General features: G+C 33.5%; 16 protein-coding genes. 3 read left to right on the top strand and 13 right to left on the bottom strand.

All coding sequences use genetic code 11. The annotated features are described in order from the left end of the window. Positions 1–74: 74 nt before the first annotated feature. The 4 genes from JOC75_RS14310 to JOC75_RS14295 form a co-directional block, all read right to left on the bottom strand. A complete protein-coding gene (locus JOC75_RS14310; protein WP_204954721.1) occupies positions 75–1,868 on the bottom strand; it encodes a sensor histidine kinase in 1,794 nt (597 codons plus the stop codon). 50 nt (positions 1,869–1,918) lie between these two features. Further along, a complete protein-coding gene (locus JOC75_RS14305; RefSeq protein ID WP_204954720.1) occupies positions 1,919–2,920 on the bottom strand; it encodes a BMP family ABC transporter substrate-binding protein in 1,002 nt (333 codons plus the stop codon). Positions 2,921–3,248: 328 nt separating this feature from the next. Then, complete coding sequence (locus tag JOC75_RS14300; RefSeq protein WP_204954719.1) at positions 3,249–4,220, bottom strand: alpha/beta hydrolase; 972 nt, start codon at positions 4,218–4,220, stop codon at positions 3,249–3,251. Positions 4,221–4,434: 214 nt separating this feature from the next. Further along, complete coding sequence (locus tag JOC75_RS14295) at positions 4,435–4,665, bottom strand: excisionase family DNA-binding protein (protein WP_204954718.1); 231 nt, start codon at positions 4,663–4,665, stop codon at positions 4,435–4,437. Positions 4,666–4,943: 278 nt separating this feature from the next. Here JOC75_RS14295 and JOC75_RS14290 point away from each other — a divergent pair, with 278 nt between their 5' ends. Both JOC75_RS14290 and JOC75_RS14285 read left to right on the top strand, forming a co-directional pair. Beyond that, the gene (locus tag JOC75_RS14290) at positions 4,944–5,726 is read left to right on the top strand and encodes a DeoR/GlpR family DNA-binding transcription regulator (RefSeq protein WP_204954717.1); all 783 of its coding nucleotides are present in this window, start codon (positions 4,944–4,946) and stop codon (positions 5,724–5,726) included. A gap of 1 nt (position 5,727) precedes the next feature. Continuing rightward, entirely contained in the window at positions 5,728–6,591 is an 864-nt protein-coding gene (locus JOC75_RS14285) for a Cof-type HAD-IIB family hydrolase (RefSeq protein ID WP_204954716.1), read from the top strand. Positions 6,592–6,750: 159 nt separating this feature from the next. Here the strand turns inward: JOC75_RS14285 and JOC75_RS14280 are convergent, their stop codons facing one another. From JOC75_RS14280 to JOC75_RS14260, 5 genes are all read right to left on the bottom strand, one after another. Then, on the bottom strand, positions 6,751–7,959 hold the full coding sequence (locus tag JOC75_RS14280; RefSeq protein WP_204954715.1) for a Ger(x)C family spore germination protein: 1,209 nt from the start codon (positions 7,957–7,959) through the stop codon (positions 6,751–6,753). Further along, positions 7,960–9,549: a spore germination protein gene (locus JOC75_RS14275; protein WP_239589481.1), complete on the bottom strand. Its 1,590-nt coding sequence runs from the start codon at positions 9,547–9,549 to the stop codon at positions 7,960–7,962. Continuing rightward, a complete protein-coding gene (locus JOC75_RS14270) occupies positions 9,546–10,664 on the bottom strand; it encodes a GerAB/ArcD/ProY family transporter (protein ID WP_204954714.1) in 1,119 nt (372 codons plus the stop codon). Before JOC75_RS14270 ends, JOC75_RS14275 begins: the two co-directional genes overlap by 4 nt. After that, positions 10,665–10,970: a hypothetical protein gene (locus JOC75_RS14265; protein WP_204954713.1), complete on the bottom strand. Its 306-nt coding sequence runs from the start codon at positions 10,968–10,970 to the stop codon at positions 10,665–10,667. A 91-nt stretch (positions 10,971–11,061) separates the two neighbouring features. Next, positions 11,062–11,679: a class I SAM-dependent methyltransferase gene (locus JOC75_RS14260; protein ID WP_204954712.1), complete on the bottom strand. Its 618-nt coding sequence runs from the start codon at positions 11,677–11,679 to the stop codon at positions 11,062–11,064. A 181-nt stretch (positions 11,680–11,860) separates the two neighbouring features. On the opposite strand from JOC75_RS14260, the gene JOC75_RS14255 reads away from it, so the two are divergent. After that, a complete protein-coding gene (locus JOC75_RS14255) occupies positions 11,861–12,379 on the top strand; it encodes a YpiB family protein (protein ID WP_204954711.1) in 519 nt (172 codons plus the stop codon). Between the two features lie 50 nt (positions 12,380–12,429). Here JOC75_RS14255 and JOC75_RS14250 read toward each other — a convergent pair whose 3' ends face one another. From JOC75_RS14250 to JOC75_RS14235, 4 genes are all read right to left on the bottom strand, one after another. Then, positions 12,430–13,404, bottom strand: a complete 975-nt coding sequence (locus JOC75_RS14250) for an FAD-dependent oxidoreductase (RefSeq protein ID WP_204954710.1) — start codon at positions 13,402–13,404, stop codon at positions 12,430–12,432. Between the two features lie 75 nt (positions 13,405–13,479). After that, the gene (locus JOC75_RS14245; RefSeq protein WP_204954709.1) at positions 13,480–14,796 is read right to left on the bottom strand and encodes a cytochrome P450; all 1,317 of its coding nucleotides are present in this window, start codon (positions 14,794–14,796) and stop codon (positions 13,480–13,482) included. 57 nt (positions 14,797–14,853) lie between these two features. Then, positions 14,854–15,513 carry a DUF429 domain-containing protein gene (locus tag JOC75_RS14240; protein WP_204954708.1) on the bottom strand — a complete coding sequence of 220 codons (660 nt, stop codon included), beginning with the start codon at positions 15,511–15,513 and terminating at the stop codon, positions 14,854–14,856. A 23-nt stretch (positions 15,514–15,536) separates the two neighbouring features. Further along, positions 15,537–17,030: an FAD-binding domain-containing protein gene (locus tag JOC75_RS14235; protein WP_204954707.1), complete on the bottom strand. Its 1,494-nt coding sequence runs from the start codon at positions 17,028–17,030 to the stop codon at positions 15,537–15,539. Between the last annotated feature and the right edge of the window lie 219 nt (positions 17,031–17,249).

Here is a 17,249-nt window from a genome sequence, read left to right as displayed (position 1 = left end):
AAACGTGAATTCAATATGAATCCACGCCACATTCCTGCTATATTCTTTTCATCATCCAACTTTCAAATCAGCCCTTATTTCAAAGGCAAACTGATTAAGAAGGTTGTTCCTTCTGTAGACGTTTCATGTAACTCTATATGTCCATTGTGGTTTTCAATAACTCTTTTCACGACCATTAATCCCAGACCTGTTCCATTTTCCTTATTGCTTGTAAATGGTTCATAGAGATTATCAATAATGTGTTTAGGAATTCCTTGGCCACTATCCTTTATAAAGATGTGATAAAAGTTATTTTGCACAACTGAAAAAATAGATAAATTTCCTTTACCATCCATTGCTTCAATACTATTACGTATCAAATTATGAAAAACCTGTTTTATTTGTTTAGCATCTATATTTAGCGGCATTCTGTTCAGGTCAATTGAAAAGTTGACATTCTCAGTTGCTTCAATAATAAGTGGTAAAAAGTCTTTAAGAACATCCTCCAAGAAAACTTCCTTTTTATTTGGAGCCCCTGGCTTAGATAAAAGAAGCATCTCTTCGATTATCGTGTTGATTCGTTCTACTTCCTTCATAAGGAGAGGGATATGAAATTGTTCTTTATTTTCATTTGATATGGATTGTTCCATCAACGAAAGAAAACCATGAATAACAGCGAGCGGATTACGAATTTCATGTGCAGCTCCTGCTGCTATCTCACCGACAACAGCTAACTTCTCTGATTTATGCATTCGGTTCTCCAATACTTCTGTTTCTGTTATGTCCACAAAATTAACTATTCTTCCTATAACTTGCTGCTGTTGATTTTTAAGCTCTGCCTGAGAAACTAGTAAGTGTTTTGCTCCCTGCTCTGTTACAAAAAGTACTTTTGTATGAGATGTTATTGCCTTTGTCGAGAGAATTTTCCAGAATTCCTCATTTAATTCCTCGATATTCTCTAAGCATTTATTATCGATCTCTTTGTTATCCATGTTAAGTATATTAGCAGCTGTAGAATTACTCGTCATTTCTTGTGGATCATCTGTGATCCTGATAATTCCAACAGGTAATGAGTTTAATATTTGTTCACGGTAAACTTTATCATTCACAATCGTGTTAAACGATTCTCTTAGTTTTACTGACATTTGATTGATTGAATTTGTTAGATGGTTAAATTCAGTTTGTTCTGTAGAATCGATAGTTAGCCCATATTCTCCATTGGCTATTTTATCTACTTTGTTTACAACCGTTTCAATCGGTTTTGTTAAGCTTGAGCTTATTCGGTATGAAACAATAATTGACATTAAAATAGCTCCAGCTGTAACTAAGATGAGTAGCCATAACGAGCTTTTGATAATTGTAGAAAATTGGTTAGAGTGACCATCAAACTGTGAGATTGTTTGTTTTTTTGAAGTCTTTATATCTTGTTTTAACTCATTAAGCTGTGGCAAAAAGGTTGAGTGAAAATACTCTCTAGTAGCAGGCTTATCATCAAAAGCGATGAGACCTTGAATATTATTGATAATCATAAAATCTAGCAGATCTATTCTTTTCTTAATATTACTCAATGAATCTGGAATCGTGTCAGAGTCTTTCATGTTTTCTTCCATATCTAAAGTATATGCTTGGTACTCTTCAACAAGATTACAGCATAGGTTATTTTCTAGATAATCATTAACAATATATTCTTTTACTCCAAGTTCTTTTTCCCACTGATTTAATAAATAAAGCTCTGGTATATTTGTTCGCTTAATTTTATTACTTACTTGGGTGATTTCTTCGATCGATTGCACAAGAATTAATGAAAAGCCACTTAAAATAATCGTTAGTATTAGAAGGATTGTAAGAATTTTTGTACGGAAAGACATAGTTTTTAATAATTTTTTCATCACAATCCTCCTATCTTTTCTTGTATAGAGTGCTAGATTTATCGTTAACTCTATGGAAAGATTAACTCACCATTATCGTATTGCTTCATTTCATTTTCAATAAATTTAATATCTTCATTAGAAAACATCGGACCAAAAGGTGCCAAGCTGTATACTCCATCTTCTTTAGTTAACAACACTTTTCCTTTAGGTACTCCCTTTGAACTAAAGTAATCTTCCATTATCGAAACATATGCTTGTGGCACATCATTTGTCACACTTGTCAAAACAAGATTCTTCGCCATATATGATTGATCATCTAAATAACCAATAACATATATCCCTTCTTTTTTAGCTAAATCTATAATATCACGATTAAATGAATTTCCTTTACTATAAACAACGTCAACACCTTGCTCAATCAACTTTTTAAATAATTTCTTAGCAGTAACACCATCATCTCTGCTTCCAACAGCTTCATAAAAGAACTCTATCTCAGGGTTATAATGGGTGAGAGCTGCTTCAAATTCAGGGTTTTTTTCACGTGCGTAATCAGCATCTATTAGGGCTACTTTATTTGTTTTTGTAGCAAGAACAGCAGATAATGCAGCGAAATATTCCACTTCTCCTTGATCGAATGTATAAACAGATTGATTACTATATTTAGATGAACCATGAATTGTAATAAATTGTACATTTTTATGTTTTTTTGCAGCTACAGTAAAGGTGTCTGAAAATTCTCGACCATGACCAATAATAAGCTTTGATCCTGCATTAATTGCTTCTGAAATTGTAGCTTTCATTTCCTTCTCTTTGTCTATTTCACTATAAAACGTAACATTTACTGGATATTGCTCTTCTATCTTTAACATCCCTTTATAAGCAAGACTTCCCCAGCTTTGATCAACGACAACATCTGATGTTATAATCGCTACCTTTGTTTTACCACTAAATACATTGGATGTAGTTTGTAAGATTATTCCCCTAGATTGAAAGATAATTGTCCCTAATATAACAATAACAACAATCCCCGTTATTATACTAATCATCTTAAGCTGACTAGATTGTTGCATCTATTTTTCTCCCCTTAAAATTAGTTCTATATTCTTATATCATTATAGCGAACAATTCTCTACTAGGCTATAATTTTCTAAAAATATCTACATTATTCGACATATATTGCAAGCAATTGATTAATAGGAATTAGTATAATTCCTATTAAAGCTCATATATTACTAAAGGAAATATTTCCAACCCTAAAACCATGTCGAATTACACCATTATTCTAGTGTAGCTATCTTTCTGTTCTTATATAAGAACAACAAAAATGATTTTATGAAAAAAGGGTAGCTGCGGCATCTAATAATTAGAGACTTTCTTCCCATAAAAAAACTACTTACCTTATTTTTGTAAGTAGTTTGCATGTAACCATGTAACCAACTCTTCTTTTAGTTGAAAGTGAATTGGATCAGTTGCTTCTTTTTTATACTGTTTCATAATATTTAAAATGGTTTTCTCACCTGTATACTTCTTTAACATATGATCCATATCTTTTATACCCACTACCGTAACATCTTTTTTATCAAGCTGTTGAAGTCGACTTAACTCTGCAATATCCATTTGAACATCTTTCTCACCAGTAATAGCTAATATCGGACAATTAGCTCTCTCCAAAGAATGTAATACTTGTTCACTTTTATAAGCAAAATGCTCTCGGAACCATTTTGCTGGTATTTTCCTCATACTCATTCTAATGTAATCACCTGATGTTTGTTCTAATTTATTATGCAGCTGCTTTGTTTGCTTGTTTATTTTCTCTTTCGTTACTAATCTTCTTAGTAACTTACCCTTTATTCCCTTCATTCGCTGAATTTCTTCTAATAAAAGCTGATTTTGGTAATCCATTGGTTCTGCTAAGCTTGTTCCAGCACCACCTAATAAAATTAAGCCAGCTAGATCCTCAACCTCTTCACTAACTCTTGTTGCTAATATGCACCCTTCACTATGTCCAAGGAGTATAATTTCTTTCCCTCTTACTTTTGGGTGCTGTTTCAAGAAAGTAATCATACTTTTTACATCTGTTACTAAATCCTCCATTCCTGATGTAAATGGATTTCCTTCACTTTCACCTACTGACCTTTTATCATAAAGAAGAGTTATGAAGCCTAGATTTGTTATGAAATGAGCTAGCTCTTTATATAAATTCGTGATTAGCTTTGGTTTTTTCATATTACCATCTCTGTCTGCACTGCCTGATCCATTAATCATGATGATTGCAGGAAATTGCTCCTGATCAATTTGCGGTATTGCTAAGGTTCCTTTTAAGGTAATATCGTTTTTAACTGAAAAGAACTCCTCTTTTAACGATAGCATAAAATTCACTCCTTTTCATTATAACCATTATCGATAATGATAACATTATTTTAAAAAAAGTTCATCCCATTTTACTGAAATGACCAATAAATTTTTGCATTTATCTAACAAAAATAGAGAGTAAACTTTTCCTGTACTCCTTTGATATCCCTAAACTTAAAATGAACAATATAGTGGCATGTCTTCTTCATTAAAAGGTACCTTTTATTGGGATTTAATCTTCATCCTTTACATCTGGATCCTCTGGAATTGGTTCCTTCATATATTCATCAATTAACTCTTTGTACTTTTCTAGTTGTTCGAAATGAGTTTTAAATTGATCTTTATTAATTAGATACTCATCACCATCATAAAGAGCTCTTATTTTCTTCTCTAAAATAAGACTTTTTACCTGTTCCTCTGAGATTGATAAATACTCGGCCGCTTCATTTAATGTTAAATACATTTTTTTCACCTACACAGTTTTTTATAGTCACATCTATTATAGATGAAAATTCTATAATTATAAGCTAATTATAGAATTTCTCATTCACAATGCTCTAGGGTCTGATCAAATGCGAACGTATTAGACACCCTACAGACTCTTTTTATTCTAAATCATAATTTTACCTTTCAAATCACTAAATAGGTCAATTTCTATATTGAATATATCAGATCAATAACTTATAATTACTTACAATAAATCATAAATACTTACAAACACTTACGAAGAGGTGTGTTTACATGTTCCAAGAAGAAAGATTACGTGCCATTGTTGATTATTTAAAGATTTCAAAACGAATATCTGTTGATGAAATCTGCAGTCTTTACGATGTTTCAAGAGATACTGCAAGAAGAGATTTAGTCAAACTAGAAGAAGATAAACTAATTATTCGTACAAGAGGAGGGGCAATTTTACCGTCTCTACATAATGAAGTTAAAAATTATTCCAATCGATTACAGGTTGTTTCAGCTGAAAAGCAAAGTATAGGACAAAAGGCTGCAACACTTATTCAGCATGGCGACTATATTATTTTAGATACATCAACAACTGTGCAGGCCTGTGCCGAACATTTGGGAGATATTGACTGTACTATCATTACAAATTCGATCAACCAAGCTGATATTTTATCTAAAAATTCAAAAGCCAATATTCACTTATTGGGTGGAGAATTTCAAAAGGAGCATCGATACGTTTATGGTACCTCAGTAATCGAAAGGCTTTCACACTATCATGTGGATAAAGCATTTATAGGTGTTATTGGGATTTCTGAATGTGGTCTCACTGTTGCTCATGAAGAAGACGGTGCTGTGATGAAGAAAATGATGGAACAAGCTAAACAAGTTATTTTACTTGCAGATCATACAAAATTGGGTGTGACCGGATATTACCGGTTTGGCATGATAAAGGATATTGACTTGCTTATTACTGATAAAGAGCCCACAGAGGAATTTCAAAAACTGTTGAATCAAAATGATGTTGAGGTAGTTGTAACTTTACACGATACAACCGAAGGAGGAAACTAATTTGGCTAAATTAATTGCGATAGATTTGGATGGTACCTTATTAAATAGTAAAAATGAAATTAGTAGAGAAAACATTGATGCTATTATTCGTGCCCAACAATCAGGTATTGAAATTGTCATTGCAACAGGTCGAGCACATTTTGATGTTATGAATATATTCAAGCAAACAGGTATTACAACATGGGTCATCGCAGCAAATGGTGCCACAATTCATACTCCTAAAGGAGAACTTTATCATTCACAACCTATCGATCCAAAAACAGCTTATGAAATTCTTAATGTACTAGAAAATGAAGATTATTATTATGAAGTATTTAGTAATGATTATATTTATACACCTCTAAACGGGCGAGAAATTTTACATATTGAAATGGACCGTTTAATAAGTTCTAATCCTCATACAAGAATTGAGCTCTTGGAACATGCATTAGAAAAACAATTTAGTCAAACTGGCTTTCATTTTGTTGAATCCTATAAGGAAATCAAACAGCTAGGTATTGATATCTTTAATATTTTAGCTTTTTCTTTTCATGAGGAAAAACTTGCTGATGGATGGAAAAGGTTTGGTAAAATGGAAGATATAACGATAGTTTCTTCTGCTAATCATAACTTTGAGCTTGAACATAAAGATGCATCAAAGGGAATTGCCCTCAAGAAACTAACAAAAAAACTGGGGATTCCCCTAGAGGATTGTATAGCAATTGGAGATAGTATGAATGATATGTCAATGCTACAAATTGCCGGAACTAGTGTTGCAATGGGCAACGCTAGACAAAAGGTTAAAGCTTGTAGTGATAAAACTACCCTCACTAATGATGAAAATGGGGTAGCCGCTGTTATTATAGAAGCTATTAAAAACATCTAAAGCTACTCTTATTTATTCATCATGTTTATACCAAGCAGGTATTAAAGTCAAAAAGCTAGAATTATTAATAATCAACACCCAATCAACTCGGCGTAACACCTTAAAAAATGGTGGCGTAACGACATGTGATAGGGTGTTTGGTATAAGAAGTATTATTTTTTATTCTTCTTCAGCATTTGGGATATCAGACAAGAAGCTTTTATTTTTTATGCCATTTCGTAATAGATGCATATCAACATGTACTTCTACTTCTCCCTTAATAAATTCCTCGTTCCATTTGTTTTCAACTTCTTTAAATTTCTTAGGCTGTGATCGATTTAATGCATCACCAAAACCGAAAATATCAACACCTTGCTTTTCTTGTACTTTTTGTATCGTGTTTGTTACTTCCTTTTTAATATGGTCTTCCATATTTTTTTCGTATTCTAGGAATACATCTAGCTTTGTTATATCTTTTCTGCACTCCGTTCCCTGCAATCTTCCTTCTCCGTTTATATCGACATGAAGGATCGGCTTTCCGTTTTTATAGCTTGTTCTCAATTTACTGTGAGAATGAATAATTCTCACATCAAAGTTTTCCATAGATGCTTCATCTTCACAAGGTATTGTTAAGCTTGTTTTTTTAAGATTTTGGGTCCAAAGATAATTCCTAGCATCTTCAAGCGATATTTTACCTACCAATTTTTCATTATCAAAGATTGCTATTCCATCCATTTCTACCCTTGCTCCAACTTCTATTTCCTTATTATTTTCGATAGAAGCTCCTTTCTTAGGGTCTCCATTAATGATAATAGCTGAAGCCACAGGACTTCTACCTTTAGAAATTATTGCTTCAATAAAATCTGTTAACTGAATATGTGGATCTCCTCCCCATTCATTCAGTAATGTCTTAATTTGTTGATGGACCTTTAATGATGGACTTTTTTGAACAGGATATGTGATCTTTGTATAATCTGAAGCAGGTCCTTCAGTGATCAGGATATTAAAATCATTTCGAAAATGACCACTTCTTTCTAAATAATCTAAAAATCCTAATATCCCTTCTTTCGCAACTTCCTCATTTATATATAAGACCCTTGTATGTGAATAAACCACCTCTCGTATTAATCCAACATTCATTTTATTTGAAAGCTCTGATAAAGAATTTCCTTCTTGGGAAAATGTCACAACAGGGGCGTTTCCTTCAGCACCTTGCTTTGAGAATTCAGAAGAATTAACAACCTCAACTGTTAGTTTGTACTTCTTTTCTTCTCCTTTATCAACTGCAATTCCAGTTGCAATTGATACATCATTTAACTCTGTTTTATCCCAACATCCAGTTAATAAAAGCAAAGAAAATATTGAGAGTATAAAAGGATTCTTTTTCACTTAACTTTCCTCCCCAGAGTCTTGTTTTGGAGGAGATGGTGGCTTACTTTCCTCATTTTTAACAGGAGCTTTTGTCATCAAATAAGAGGGTCGTTTATTATCAGCCCAAATAGGAAAGCGCACAAAAATGTCTGTTTGATCACCAACTTTAAACGGAGCAACAGGAGTTAAATATGGTATCCCAAAAGATCGTAAGCTCACAAGATGGATAACCATCATTATGAGTACCCAAAGCACCCCATATAAGCCAAACATAGCAGCAACTAATATCAATAAAAATCGAATTAACCTTGCAGCAATCGCAAAATTATAAATAGGTGATACAAAGCTAGCAATCGCTGAAAAAGCAACAATAATAACTAGTACATTTGAAACTAAACCTGCTTCAACAGCAGCCTGTCCGATAACAAGTGCACCAACTATAGATAATGTCTGCCCAACAACCCTTGGCATCCTTACCCCAGCTTCTCGTAATACCTCAAATGTTAATTCCATCACTAAAATTTCTATAACAGCTGGAAATGGTACACCTTCTCTTTGTGACTGAACACTTATCAAAAGCTGTGTTGGTAACAGTTCATGATGATATGTTGTGAGAGCTACATATAGTGATGGCAATACAAGTGTAATCATAAAGGATATATATCTAATTATTCTTATAAAACTAGTCATAAAATAAGGCTGATAATAATCTTCAGCTGACTGGAAAAAGTCAGTGAAAACTGTAGGTGCAATTAAAACAAAAGGTGTGCCATCTAGAAAAATCGCAATTTTCCCATCTAATATATTCGCACTAACACTATCAGGTCTTTCAGTATTGTATATAAGTGGAAATGGAGTAAAATACTGATCAGTTATAAACTCCTCAATATTTCCAGTATCTAATACAGCTGAAGTGTTGATTTTTTTTAATCGTTTCTTCAGTTCATCCAGAATATCTTGGTTAACAACATTTTTTAAGTATCCAATAGACAATTTTGTATTTGAATCACGCCCAATATAAAAGTCTTCAAAAACTAACTGTGGATTTTTTATTCGGCTTCGAACTAAGCCTATATTTGTATCGATACTTTCTATAAAACCATCTTTTGGTCCACGGATAATCGTCTGTGTACTTGGCTCTTCTATCGAACGTTTATCTCCTCCACCGACTTCTAAAGCTATTGCTTTATCATGTTGATCCACAATTAAAACAGCGTAGCCATTTAAAATTTGCCAAACAATCTCATGAAGTGTTTTAGCATATTTATAGGAAATGACAGGAAAATACGCTTCTCTAACTTCCTCAATATCTTTAAAATCTTTCTCTTTAAAAGCCTGCCTTAAAGAATCTAGCACTTGAAGATTGAGGTCATTTTTATTAAGCATCGTTCCTAAGTAAAACACACAGCCGTTTTTATTACCTATTTTCACTTCAATTTTCTCAAAATCCGAGCTATCATTAAATAGTTCTTCTAGACATTTTGAGTTTTTATCTAAGCTTTGATAATATTTCTTAGGCACCTCAGCACGATCAAAAAGCTCTTTATCTGTTTTATTTCCACTTTTCTTACTTTTTCTCCGATAAAATAAATCAGTAAGTATGCTCAAAGAGATGTCTCCTTTTTCTGCTTCTTTTTCCTCGTCTTCCACAAGAGAATTGGTAAAATAAGAAGAGGTATAACAAATTGAAAAGGCAGATGTAAATAGAAAGGAACAAAAATAAGACCTTCCTCTATATGCTCAACAAAGTTATCACTTATAATAACAGCTAAAAATGCAATAATGGTTCCCATTGGAAGTGTCATCGTTCGATATGGTTTATTAGTAATTAACTCAAGCCCTTTAAGACCTCCATAAAAGAAAACAGTAACCTTAACAATAATTCCAAACATAACAAAGAATACAATAACTAAATCAACTCTCTCTATAAAATTAAGCAGAGAGATTTCTCTTGACGCACTAAGTAAAGGGAAATTCGCTCTTTCCTTCAGAGTTGCTCCTAGTGTCGTAATTTGTACAAGTGCTCCATACGTTAATAAAAAACCACTAGTAAATACAGCAGCTGAAGCTACCTTTCCTACCTTTTTCACATTACCGACATAGGGGATAATAATTGTAAAAGCAATAATTTCACCAAAAGGGAAGGTCAGTAACCCAGGAAAAACTGCCTTCAGGATCGGACCAAAACCTTCAGATAAAATGGGCTGGAGATTTTTAAATTCAATGCCTCCTGATAAGAAGATAGCAATTCCTATCGTTACTATAAAGGTAATCACATAAGGGAAGAATATCTCACTCGTTCTTCCTAATACCTCTAAACCATGCTGTAGCATATAAATCACAATAAACATCATTGTAATAGCTATCACTTCAATAGGTGTATATTCAAAAATGGATGAAACAAGCAGCTCACAAAAATCTCTTAACACTCTTGCTGCAATGTAAAAAAAGTAGACCACATATATAAAAGTAATGGATTTCCCAACCCATTTCCCAAAGCAAAATACAAATATCTCAAAAAGGTTTTTATCAGGAAGCTTTGATAAAAAGAATATATAGAAAAGAACAATAGCTATACCCAATATTGTTGCGGTGATCACTGCAATCCAAGCATCCTGCTTTGCATCATTTCCAATTCCAACTAAAGCAGCACTACCAATTTGAAAGCAAATGATAATAATATATAATTGCCAAAGCGAAATCTGTTCGACAAGCTTCTTCATTTAAGATCGTTTCCTAATTTTATCTAGCTTTTCTTTTATACCAATCCAGATGCTAAACAAAAATCCAATACATAGAAAAAGATAGACCATCCAAAGATTCGTTCCTGGCTGAAGCCTTGTTATTCGCTTAAGTTCAACAAAAAGATAGCTCTTATATATAACTGCATCCACTTGGGCAATTAACAGTATCAGAAATAAAAAGACGACTAAAAACATAATTGTTCTCATAATCTCAACTTCCATCCCAACAGACATATTTTTAACTGTAAAACCAGTATATGGAATAGTATGTACAGCAAACTGCATTTTTAGTGATCTTTTTTTCGGGCGGTGCCTGTCACTCCCCGAATTTTGTCACAAAAAAACATCTACGAATTTCGCAGATGCTCTTTTTCTACTATTCCCCATCAAGAGAAATACGGTATATTAAAAAACGTTCATGTTGATTTTTCTCAAACAGATTCGGAATAGGTATTTCTTGTTTCAGCTTTATTAATGAATGATTTTCTAAATAATAGATATAGTCTTCAGACACATAATATAATACTAGCTCTATGTCTCGATCGAACTTTTCTAAGGATTTAACAATATTGTTAACAACCTTAATAAAAATTTGGATTGAGAAAGGATTAAAGAAATAAAATCGGTTTTCTAAAGCCCTAATTTCATATTTCTCAGCTAAGCAGTTTTTAAAATCAATATTATCAATTGGTTTACTCGTACTCTTTGAATAAGAAACAAGGTTTTCAATGGCATCTTCATATAGCCCTTCATTCATTTCTATCCCTACTACAGTTACACCAAATAAATAATGAATGAAAAATGCCAACCTCCCTTTACCTGATCCAAAATCTACTACTTTATCACTACTTTTTAATTCATAAAATTGAAATAAGTATGTTAACCCCTCATATGGTGTTGGCTCATAACGGTTATAATGGACAGATTGAACAAACCCTTTATAGTCCTCTTCTGTTCTAATGCTTAGCAATTTATCATAATCTCTCTCTATCATCTATATACTCCTGTATAAAAGCAATTAATACTGCTAAAATAATTTCTTTTCATAATTACCTAAAGTAACAAAACTAACCAAGCTAATGTAACAATCTTTCTAAACGAAACACATTACTACTCCCTATGAACATGATATGATAAATATAAGATGAACTAGAGAGGATGGGTGATCATGAACCATGAACTGGGTATCAACGTCTAAAAAAAGTGACTTTCTTAATTGGTTTTTACAGCATCATCAGCTAAAAAATCCAGAAGCACGAAGACTGCTTCAATTTATACAAAAAAACAATCACATCCTCACGAATCTTTCCTTCTCAGATACGATTCACCGACATGAACGAAGCATCATGATTTCAAGCGTAAATTCAGATGAAGCTGGATTTCTTTTTAATTATAACAATATGAAAACAGAAGATGTATCTAGAGCCTTTGGTACGTTAATGAGCTCTCCAACTGAAAAAATATATCTTGTTCTTAACTATTTTGGAAAACAATCCGATTTTCGTTATACACAGCTTATTGAACCAACAAGAATTCAAGCTATTAAACAATATGAACAATCTGAAAAAGATGCAAAAGCAACAGATAAAGTAGTAGAAATTGCATTGTTAAAAAGTCGAATCAATAAAGCTTTAGATGATCGAGACGAGGAACTCTTTAAACAGCTTGTGACCAAGCTAAAAGAAATTCAATAAAACCTTGGAAAGAAAGGTGTACTTTCTGTCTTTCTTTCCGCTTTACTTCATCATTCTTTTAATCTATGGACCATTTCCTGTCCTGCCGTTACTCCAGAGAGAAAAGCACTTTCAATTCTTGTTCGTCCTGAAGGGTCATCTTTCCTTAAAAAAGCATCACCTGCAACTAAAAATGGCTTTTCTAGCTTCAAGTCTAAGAAAGGCTCAGAAACTGTGGAGATTGCCTCTGAATATCTCCATCTTTTAAGCTGAATGTCTATAATATGCTCATCACTTATAATCCCTTTCGTTTTTTCAAGTAATGTTTTGCGAACTTCTTCTTCGGTTAATTCATAATGCTTCTTCGCCCATTCTCCTGTTGAGTAGACACAAACTGTTGGTAACGAAGAAATCCCTTTTTTCTGATGATCAACAATGCGTTCAATTCCATCTGGAAGCTCATCAATCATATATCCTGATTCTGGTAGCTTTGAAGATTGATTTAAAGTGATAAGTAAAACAAAGCATGGATTAAAATGAATAGCTTCTAACTGTTGTTTTTCATAGTCTCCAATTTCTAAGTGCTGAATCATATCAAGTGATTGTGGAGCAGGGGCAGTCAAAATAACCCCTTGAGCTTCTATCTTTTCTCCGTTATCTGTTAGCAAAAGATAATTGTCTTTCTCCTGCTGAATACTTACTACTTTTGTATTTAGCTGTACCGGAAGCTGTTCTGCTAATTTTTTTACAATACTATTCATACCTTCATTGCCTTTATATCTTGGATAAGGATCACCAAACCACGTACTAACTAAATTCTGATTTTCCCACTTTTCAACATAAGATTTAAAAATCTCCGTTCTTACTGTCAAAAACTGTGCCCCATGGTCTACTTTTCCGTTATCAATTCTACGAGTGGCCATTCTTCCGCCAACACTTCTACTCTTATCTAAAACAACGAGGTTATCGATTCCATTTTCCTTTACTATTGAAGCTGCCATAATACCTGATATTCCAGCTCCGATCACAACAACAGGCTTTTTCACTATAAACACCAACCAATCAATTATTGGGATATCTTTTGATAAGGTAGAGTGACTTAAGCACAAGCCACTCACTTACTAACGTTTTTCCACCTTCACCTTTAATCCCTCTTTTATCCTCAGAGAAACCAATGGATCTGGAGTCACCGTTTCTTGTTCAACCTTGAATTTATATCTTTTTACTAATATTGCTAAAATAAGGGTTGTTTCCATTATTGCAAATCTAGAGCCAATACAGCTTCTAGAGCCACCACCAAAAGGAAGATATGCAAATTTAGGAACATCTTCTCCTTTTTGATCAGCGAACCTCTCTGGTATAAACTTTTCAGGCTCTGGGAAAACTTCTTCATTGCGATGAATGGCATACGAACAAATCATAAATGTACTACCCGCTTTAAACGTCTCACCTAATAGCTCCACTTCTTCTTCAGATTCTCTATAAATAAGCCATGCTGGAGGATACATTCGTAGCGCTTCTTTAATAACAAGCTGTGTATAGTGAAGCTTATTATATAGCTCAAACGGTGATTGTTCTAAATCGATCATCTCAATTTCTTCGTAAAGTTTTTGTTCTACATCTGGATTTTGATTCAGTCCATAGAAAATCCATGTTAATAAGTTGGCTGATGTTTCATGTCCTGCAAGTAGCATTGTCATCATCTGGTCACGAATTTCCTCATCATCAATAGCAGAGCCTGTATCATCTTGTGTATCTAAAAGCATTCCCACCATTGTCATCTTGTATTGATCAGGATGCTGCTTTGCATCATGTAATATGCTATAAATCATATCCTCTAGCTTGTTTATTGCCTTCTTATGAATCTTATTTCCTTTTGTCGGAAGTGCTAATGGTAAAATAATTGGGGTAAACAATGTTTGTGCAGTTTGCTCAATTGTGTCACTAACAGCTTCTGCAAGCTGTTTCTTATTTTCCTCTACATTTGTGGCAAACATCACCTTCGCAATAATCGCTAAAGTTAACTGCATCATTTCATCATTTAATTTGCAGTATTCAACATCCTTTAATGAGGTTACAAGACTCTTGGTTTCTTCAACAATTGTTTTTGCATAGCTATTCAGTCTTTCTTTATAAAAAATCGGTTGATAATAGCTTTTCTGTCTCTTATGATCATGTTTTTCTGCAGTAAGTAGTCCATTATGTATTGTTCTTCTTAACACTTTATCAGTTCGACCCTTTTTAAAAGAAGCATCCTTTGTAACAAGAATTTCTCTCACAAAATCTGGTGAATTCACGATAAAGGAAGGCTGTAAACCTGTGCGTAATGAAACAACTTCACCACCATTTCGCATCTTCATAAAAAAAGCGAGAGGATCATTCCTAAAATCTAAATAATTTTGCATCCTTGAGGTTGTTACATCTTTTACTCTACTCATGAACATTCTCCTGACATATAGAGTTTCGATACAGATTTTTCAAACTATCATGATTGATTAACAACAAAATTCATATGGATGTTCTTCTGATGTTTCTGACCAACACCATGTTGGTTGTTTTGTTTCATCTATCCAGTGCCATGCTACTAAAGCTGCAGCACACGCATCAATTTCATGTGAGGTATCAACCAATTGATCAGGCAGGTTTACCAACTTCTTTGTTCGTAGCCATTCGAAAATGACTTTTCGAGATTGAAGTTCTTTTTTATATAAAAGAGCATGTTGTATTTTTGTAGATTCAATACGTGTACCAATCGCTGCACCAGGATGTACTTCAACAATTCGGATACTATTTTCAGATTTCATTGATTGTATTCTCCGTGTGAGTGAAATACCACGAAGAGTTAAATAAACCATTTTTGTTAAGGTTGGTGGCATTATTGAGCTACCAGATAGTCCATAGCTTTTTATAAATTGACGAATACTTTTATCCTGCGGTCGATCTCCTCCACCATCTTGATAGGAAAGCGGTGCATCTATGCCAATCACAACATCATCTTCTAACGAGGCTTCAAAAATAGCTGAAATAACATCATGATCACTACCATGTTTCATCATGCCTTCAAAAATCAGCTCAGATTGATTTTGTTTAAATACTGTTAGAACAGTATCTTTATGATTAGCTGGTCCTGACAGATCAATTCCAATTATTTTCAATATATGAATATCCTCCTGAATTACTATAGATCAAATCTTAACTGTTCAAATTCACGATCATTAGACTTTTGATTATTTGAAGATTGTTCATTTTGATTACAAGATGATTTTTTCTGATTTTCTAAAAGTTTATTTGTTTCAACATTTTTCTTCATAGAATTCAATACTTCACGTGCTTTTTTATTAGCTTTTTGGATATCAACGATAGGTGTAGCATAGTTCAATGAATAAAACCCTGGATACATCCATGGCTCATGAATATATTTTTCTGGAATATTCGCTAATTCAGTTACATACCTTCGCACAAAAGCACCCTCTGGATCTTCGTCCTTACCGATTTTAACTGGATTAAGAAATTTAATAGCTTGTGTACCAGTTGTTCCCACCTGCATTTGAATTTGATTGTAATGAATTCCCGGCTCATAATCTAAAAACAGCTGTGCTAAAGCAATAGCTGGACGTCTCCAATCAAGAAGTAGCGTATTACATGCAAATGAAACAACCATTGCTCTTGATCTATAATTTATCCAGCCCGTTTTATGTAAACATCTCATTGCTGCATCCACTAAAGGAATTCCCGTATTGCCCTTATACCAACGTTGGAAAGCCTCTTCATCCCAATTTTGCCGAATGTGATCATATTCATCTTTGATAGACTTTGTCATGATGTCAGGTTCATTTTCTATTTTTTGAACAAGCTGACAATGTAATTGTAGGTTGCTCAAAAAAGTCTCTAGCTGCTTTTTACTATCTATATTTTGTTCCATTGCTTCTCTTGTTTTAGTAACTACATACCGAAGCGAAATATTCCCCCAAGCAAGATACGGTGATAATCGACTACAAGATGCGGTTGACTGTAATGGCTTTGAAAGATTACTATTATAATTTTTATGGCGATTTTCTAGGAAGCTCTCTAATGTTTCAAGTGCCTTGGATTCTCCACCTTGCTGCCCAAAGCGAATAGGCTCACCTTGTATATGATATTTAGCTAGCTTCTCAACTGAATTTGATAAAATTTCTGGTATCTCTTCTGGTATCATTAATTGTCTTGGAGTAGGAACCAATCCTTGTGCTATAAATGACTCCCAGTTTTTTTGAAAACTGCTTCTTGGTTGAGGTCCACGTTCAACACCAAAATTCTGGTATTCTAGAAAAGATAACCCTCGTTTACTCATCCATTGGCGAATCTGATTATCTCTAAACAATGTGACAGATGTACCGTGTTCTTCATGAGCAAGCAACCGAAAGTCACCTAATGTCTCATATATAGAATCTAAAACATCCTCCATTTCAGCAATCGCAACAAAAAGCTTACCTCCTACATCACTTAACTCACGAGAAAGCTCTACTAAGCTCTCTTGAACAAACTGATAGTGACGTAGTGACATATCTTCCTTTTCCCAAAAAGACGGCTCCACTATATAAATAGGAAGTACTTCACCTAACTTACTTGCTTCAAATAATGGACGATGGTCATGAATGCGTAAATCTCGCTTAAACCAAACGACATTAATCATTAAATCACTCCAACATTTCTAACCTTTATCTTTATTGTAAATGACCCTACCTTAAATGTGTAATCTGAACCTTCTGAAATAGCATATTCAGCTTGCCTGACTTGTAAAAGAAGCATAATTTTAAAACAGAATGGTCCATTACAACAGGTGATGCACTTAAAACTTAACTATTCTAAATTTTTTTGGGGGAATCATTCAACTTTGGATGATAATCATTCA

The organism is Metabacillus crassostreae (assembly GCF_016908395.1).
In the GTDB taxonomy this organism is placed as follows: Bacteria; Bacillota; Bacilli; order Bacillales; family Bacillaceae; genus Metabacillus; species Metabacillus crassostreae.
This window is presented reverse-complemented; position numbering and strand designations above follow the sequence as displayed.

Coding starts and splice junctions, on each gene's coding strand:
- JOC75_RS14290 (WP_204954717.1), top strand. CDS start 4,944: ATGTTCCAAGAAGAAAGATTACGTGCCATTGTTGATTATTTAAAGATT.
- JOC75_RS14245 (WP_204954709.1), bottom strand. CDS start 14,796: ATGAGTAGAGTAAAAGATGTAACAACCTCAAGGATGCAAAATTATTTA.
- JOC75_RS14265 (WP_204954713.1), bottom strand. CDS start 10,970: ATGCAGTTTGCTGTACATACTATTCCATATACTGGTTTTACAGTTAAA.
- JOC75_RS14235 (WP_204954707.1), bottom strand. CDS start 17,030: ATGATTAATGTCGTTTGGTTTAAGCGAGATTTACGCATTCATGACCAT.
- JOC75_RS14310 (WP_204954721.1), bottom strand. CDS start 1,868: ATGAAAAAATTATTAAAAACTATGTCTTTCCGTACAAAAATTCTTACA.
- JOC75_RS14255 (WP_204954711.1), top strand. CDS start 11,861: ATGAACTGGGTATCAACGTCTAAAAAAAGTGACTTTCTTAATTGGTTT.
- JOC75_RS14295 (WP_204954718.1), bottom strand. CDS start 4,665: ATGTATTTAACATTAAATGAAGCGGCCGAGTATTTATCAATCTCAGAG.
- JOC75_RS14270 (WP_204954714.1), bottom strand. CDS start 10,664: ATGAAGAAGCTTGTCGAACAGATTTCGCTTTGGCAATTATATATTATT.
- JOC75_RS14260 (WP_204954712.1), bottom strand. CDS start 11,679: ATGATAGAGAGAGATTATGATAAATTGCTAAGCATTAGAACAGAAGAG.
- JOC75_RS14305 (WP_204954720.1), bottom strand. CDS start 2,920: ATGCAACAATCTAGTCAGCTTAAGATGATTAGTATAATAACGGGGATT.
- JOC75_RS14300 (WP_204954719.1), bottom strand. CDS start 4,220: ATGCTATCGTTAAAAGAGGAGTTCTTTTCAGTTAAAAACGATATTACC.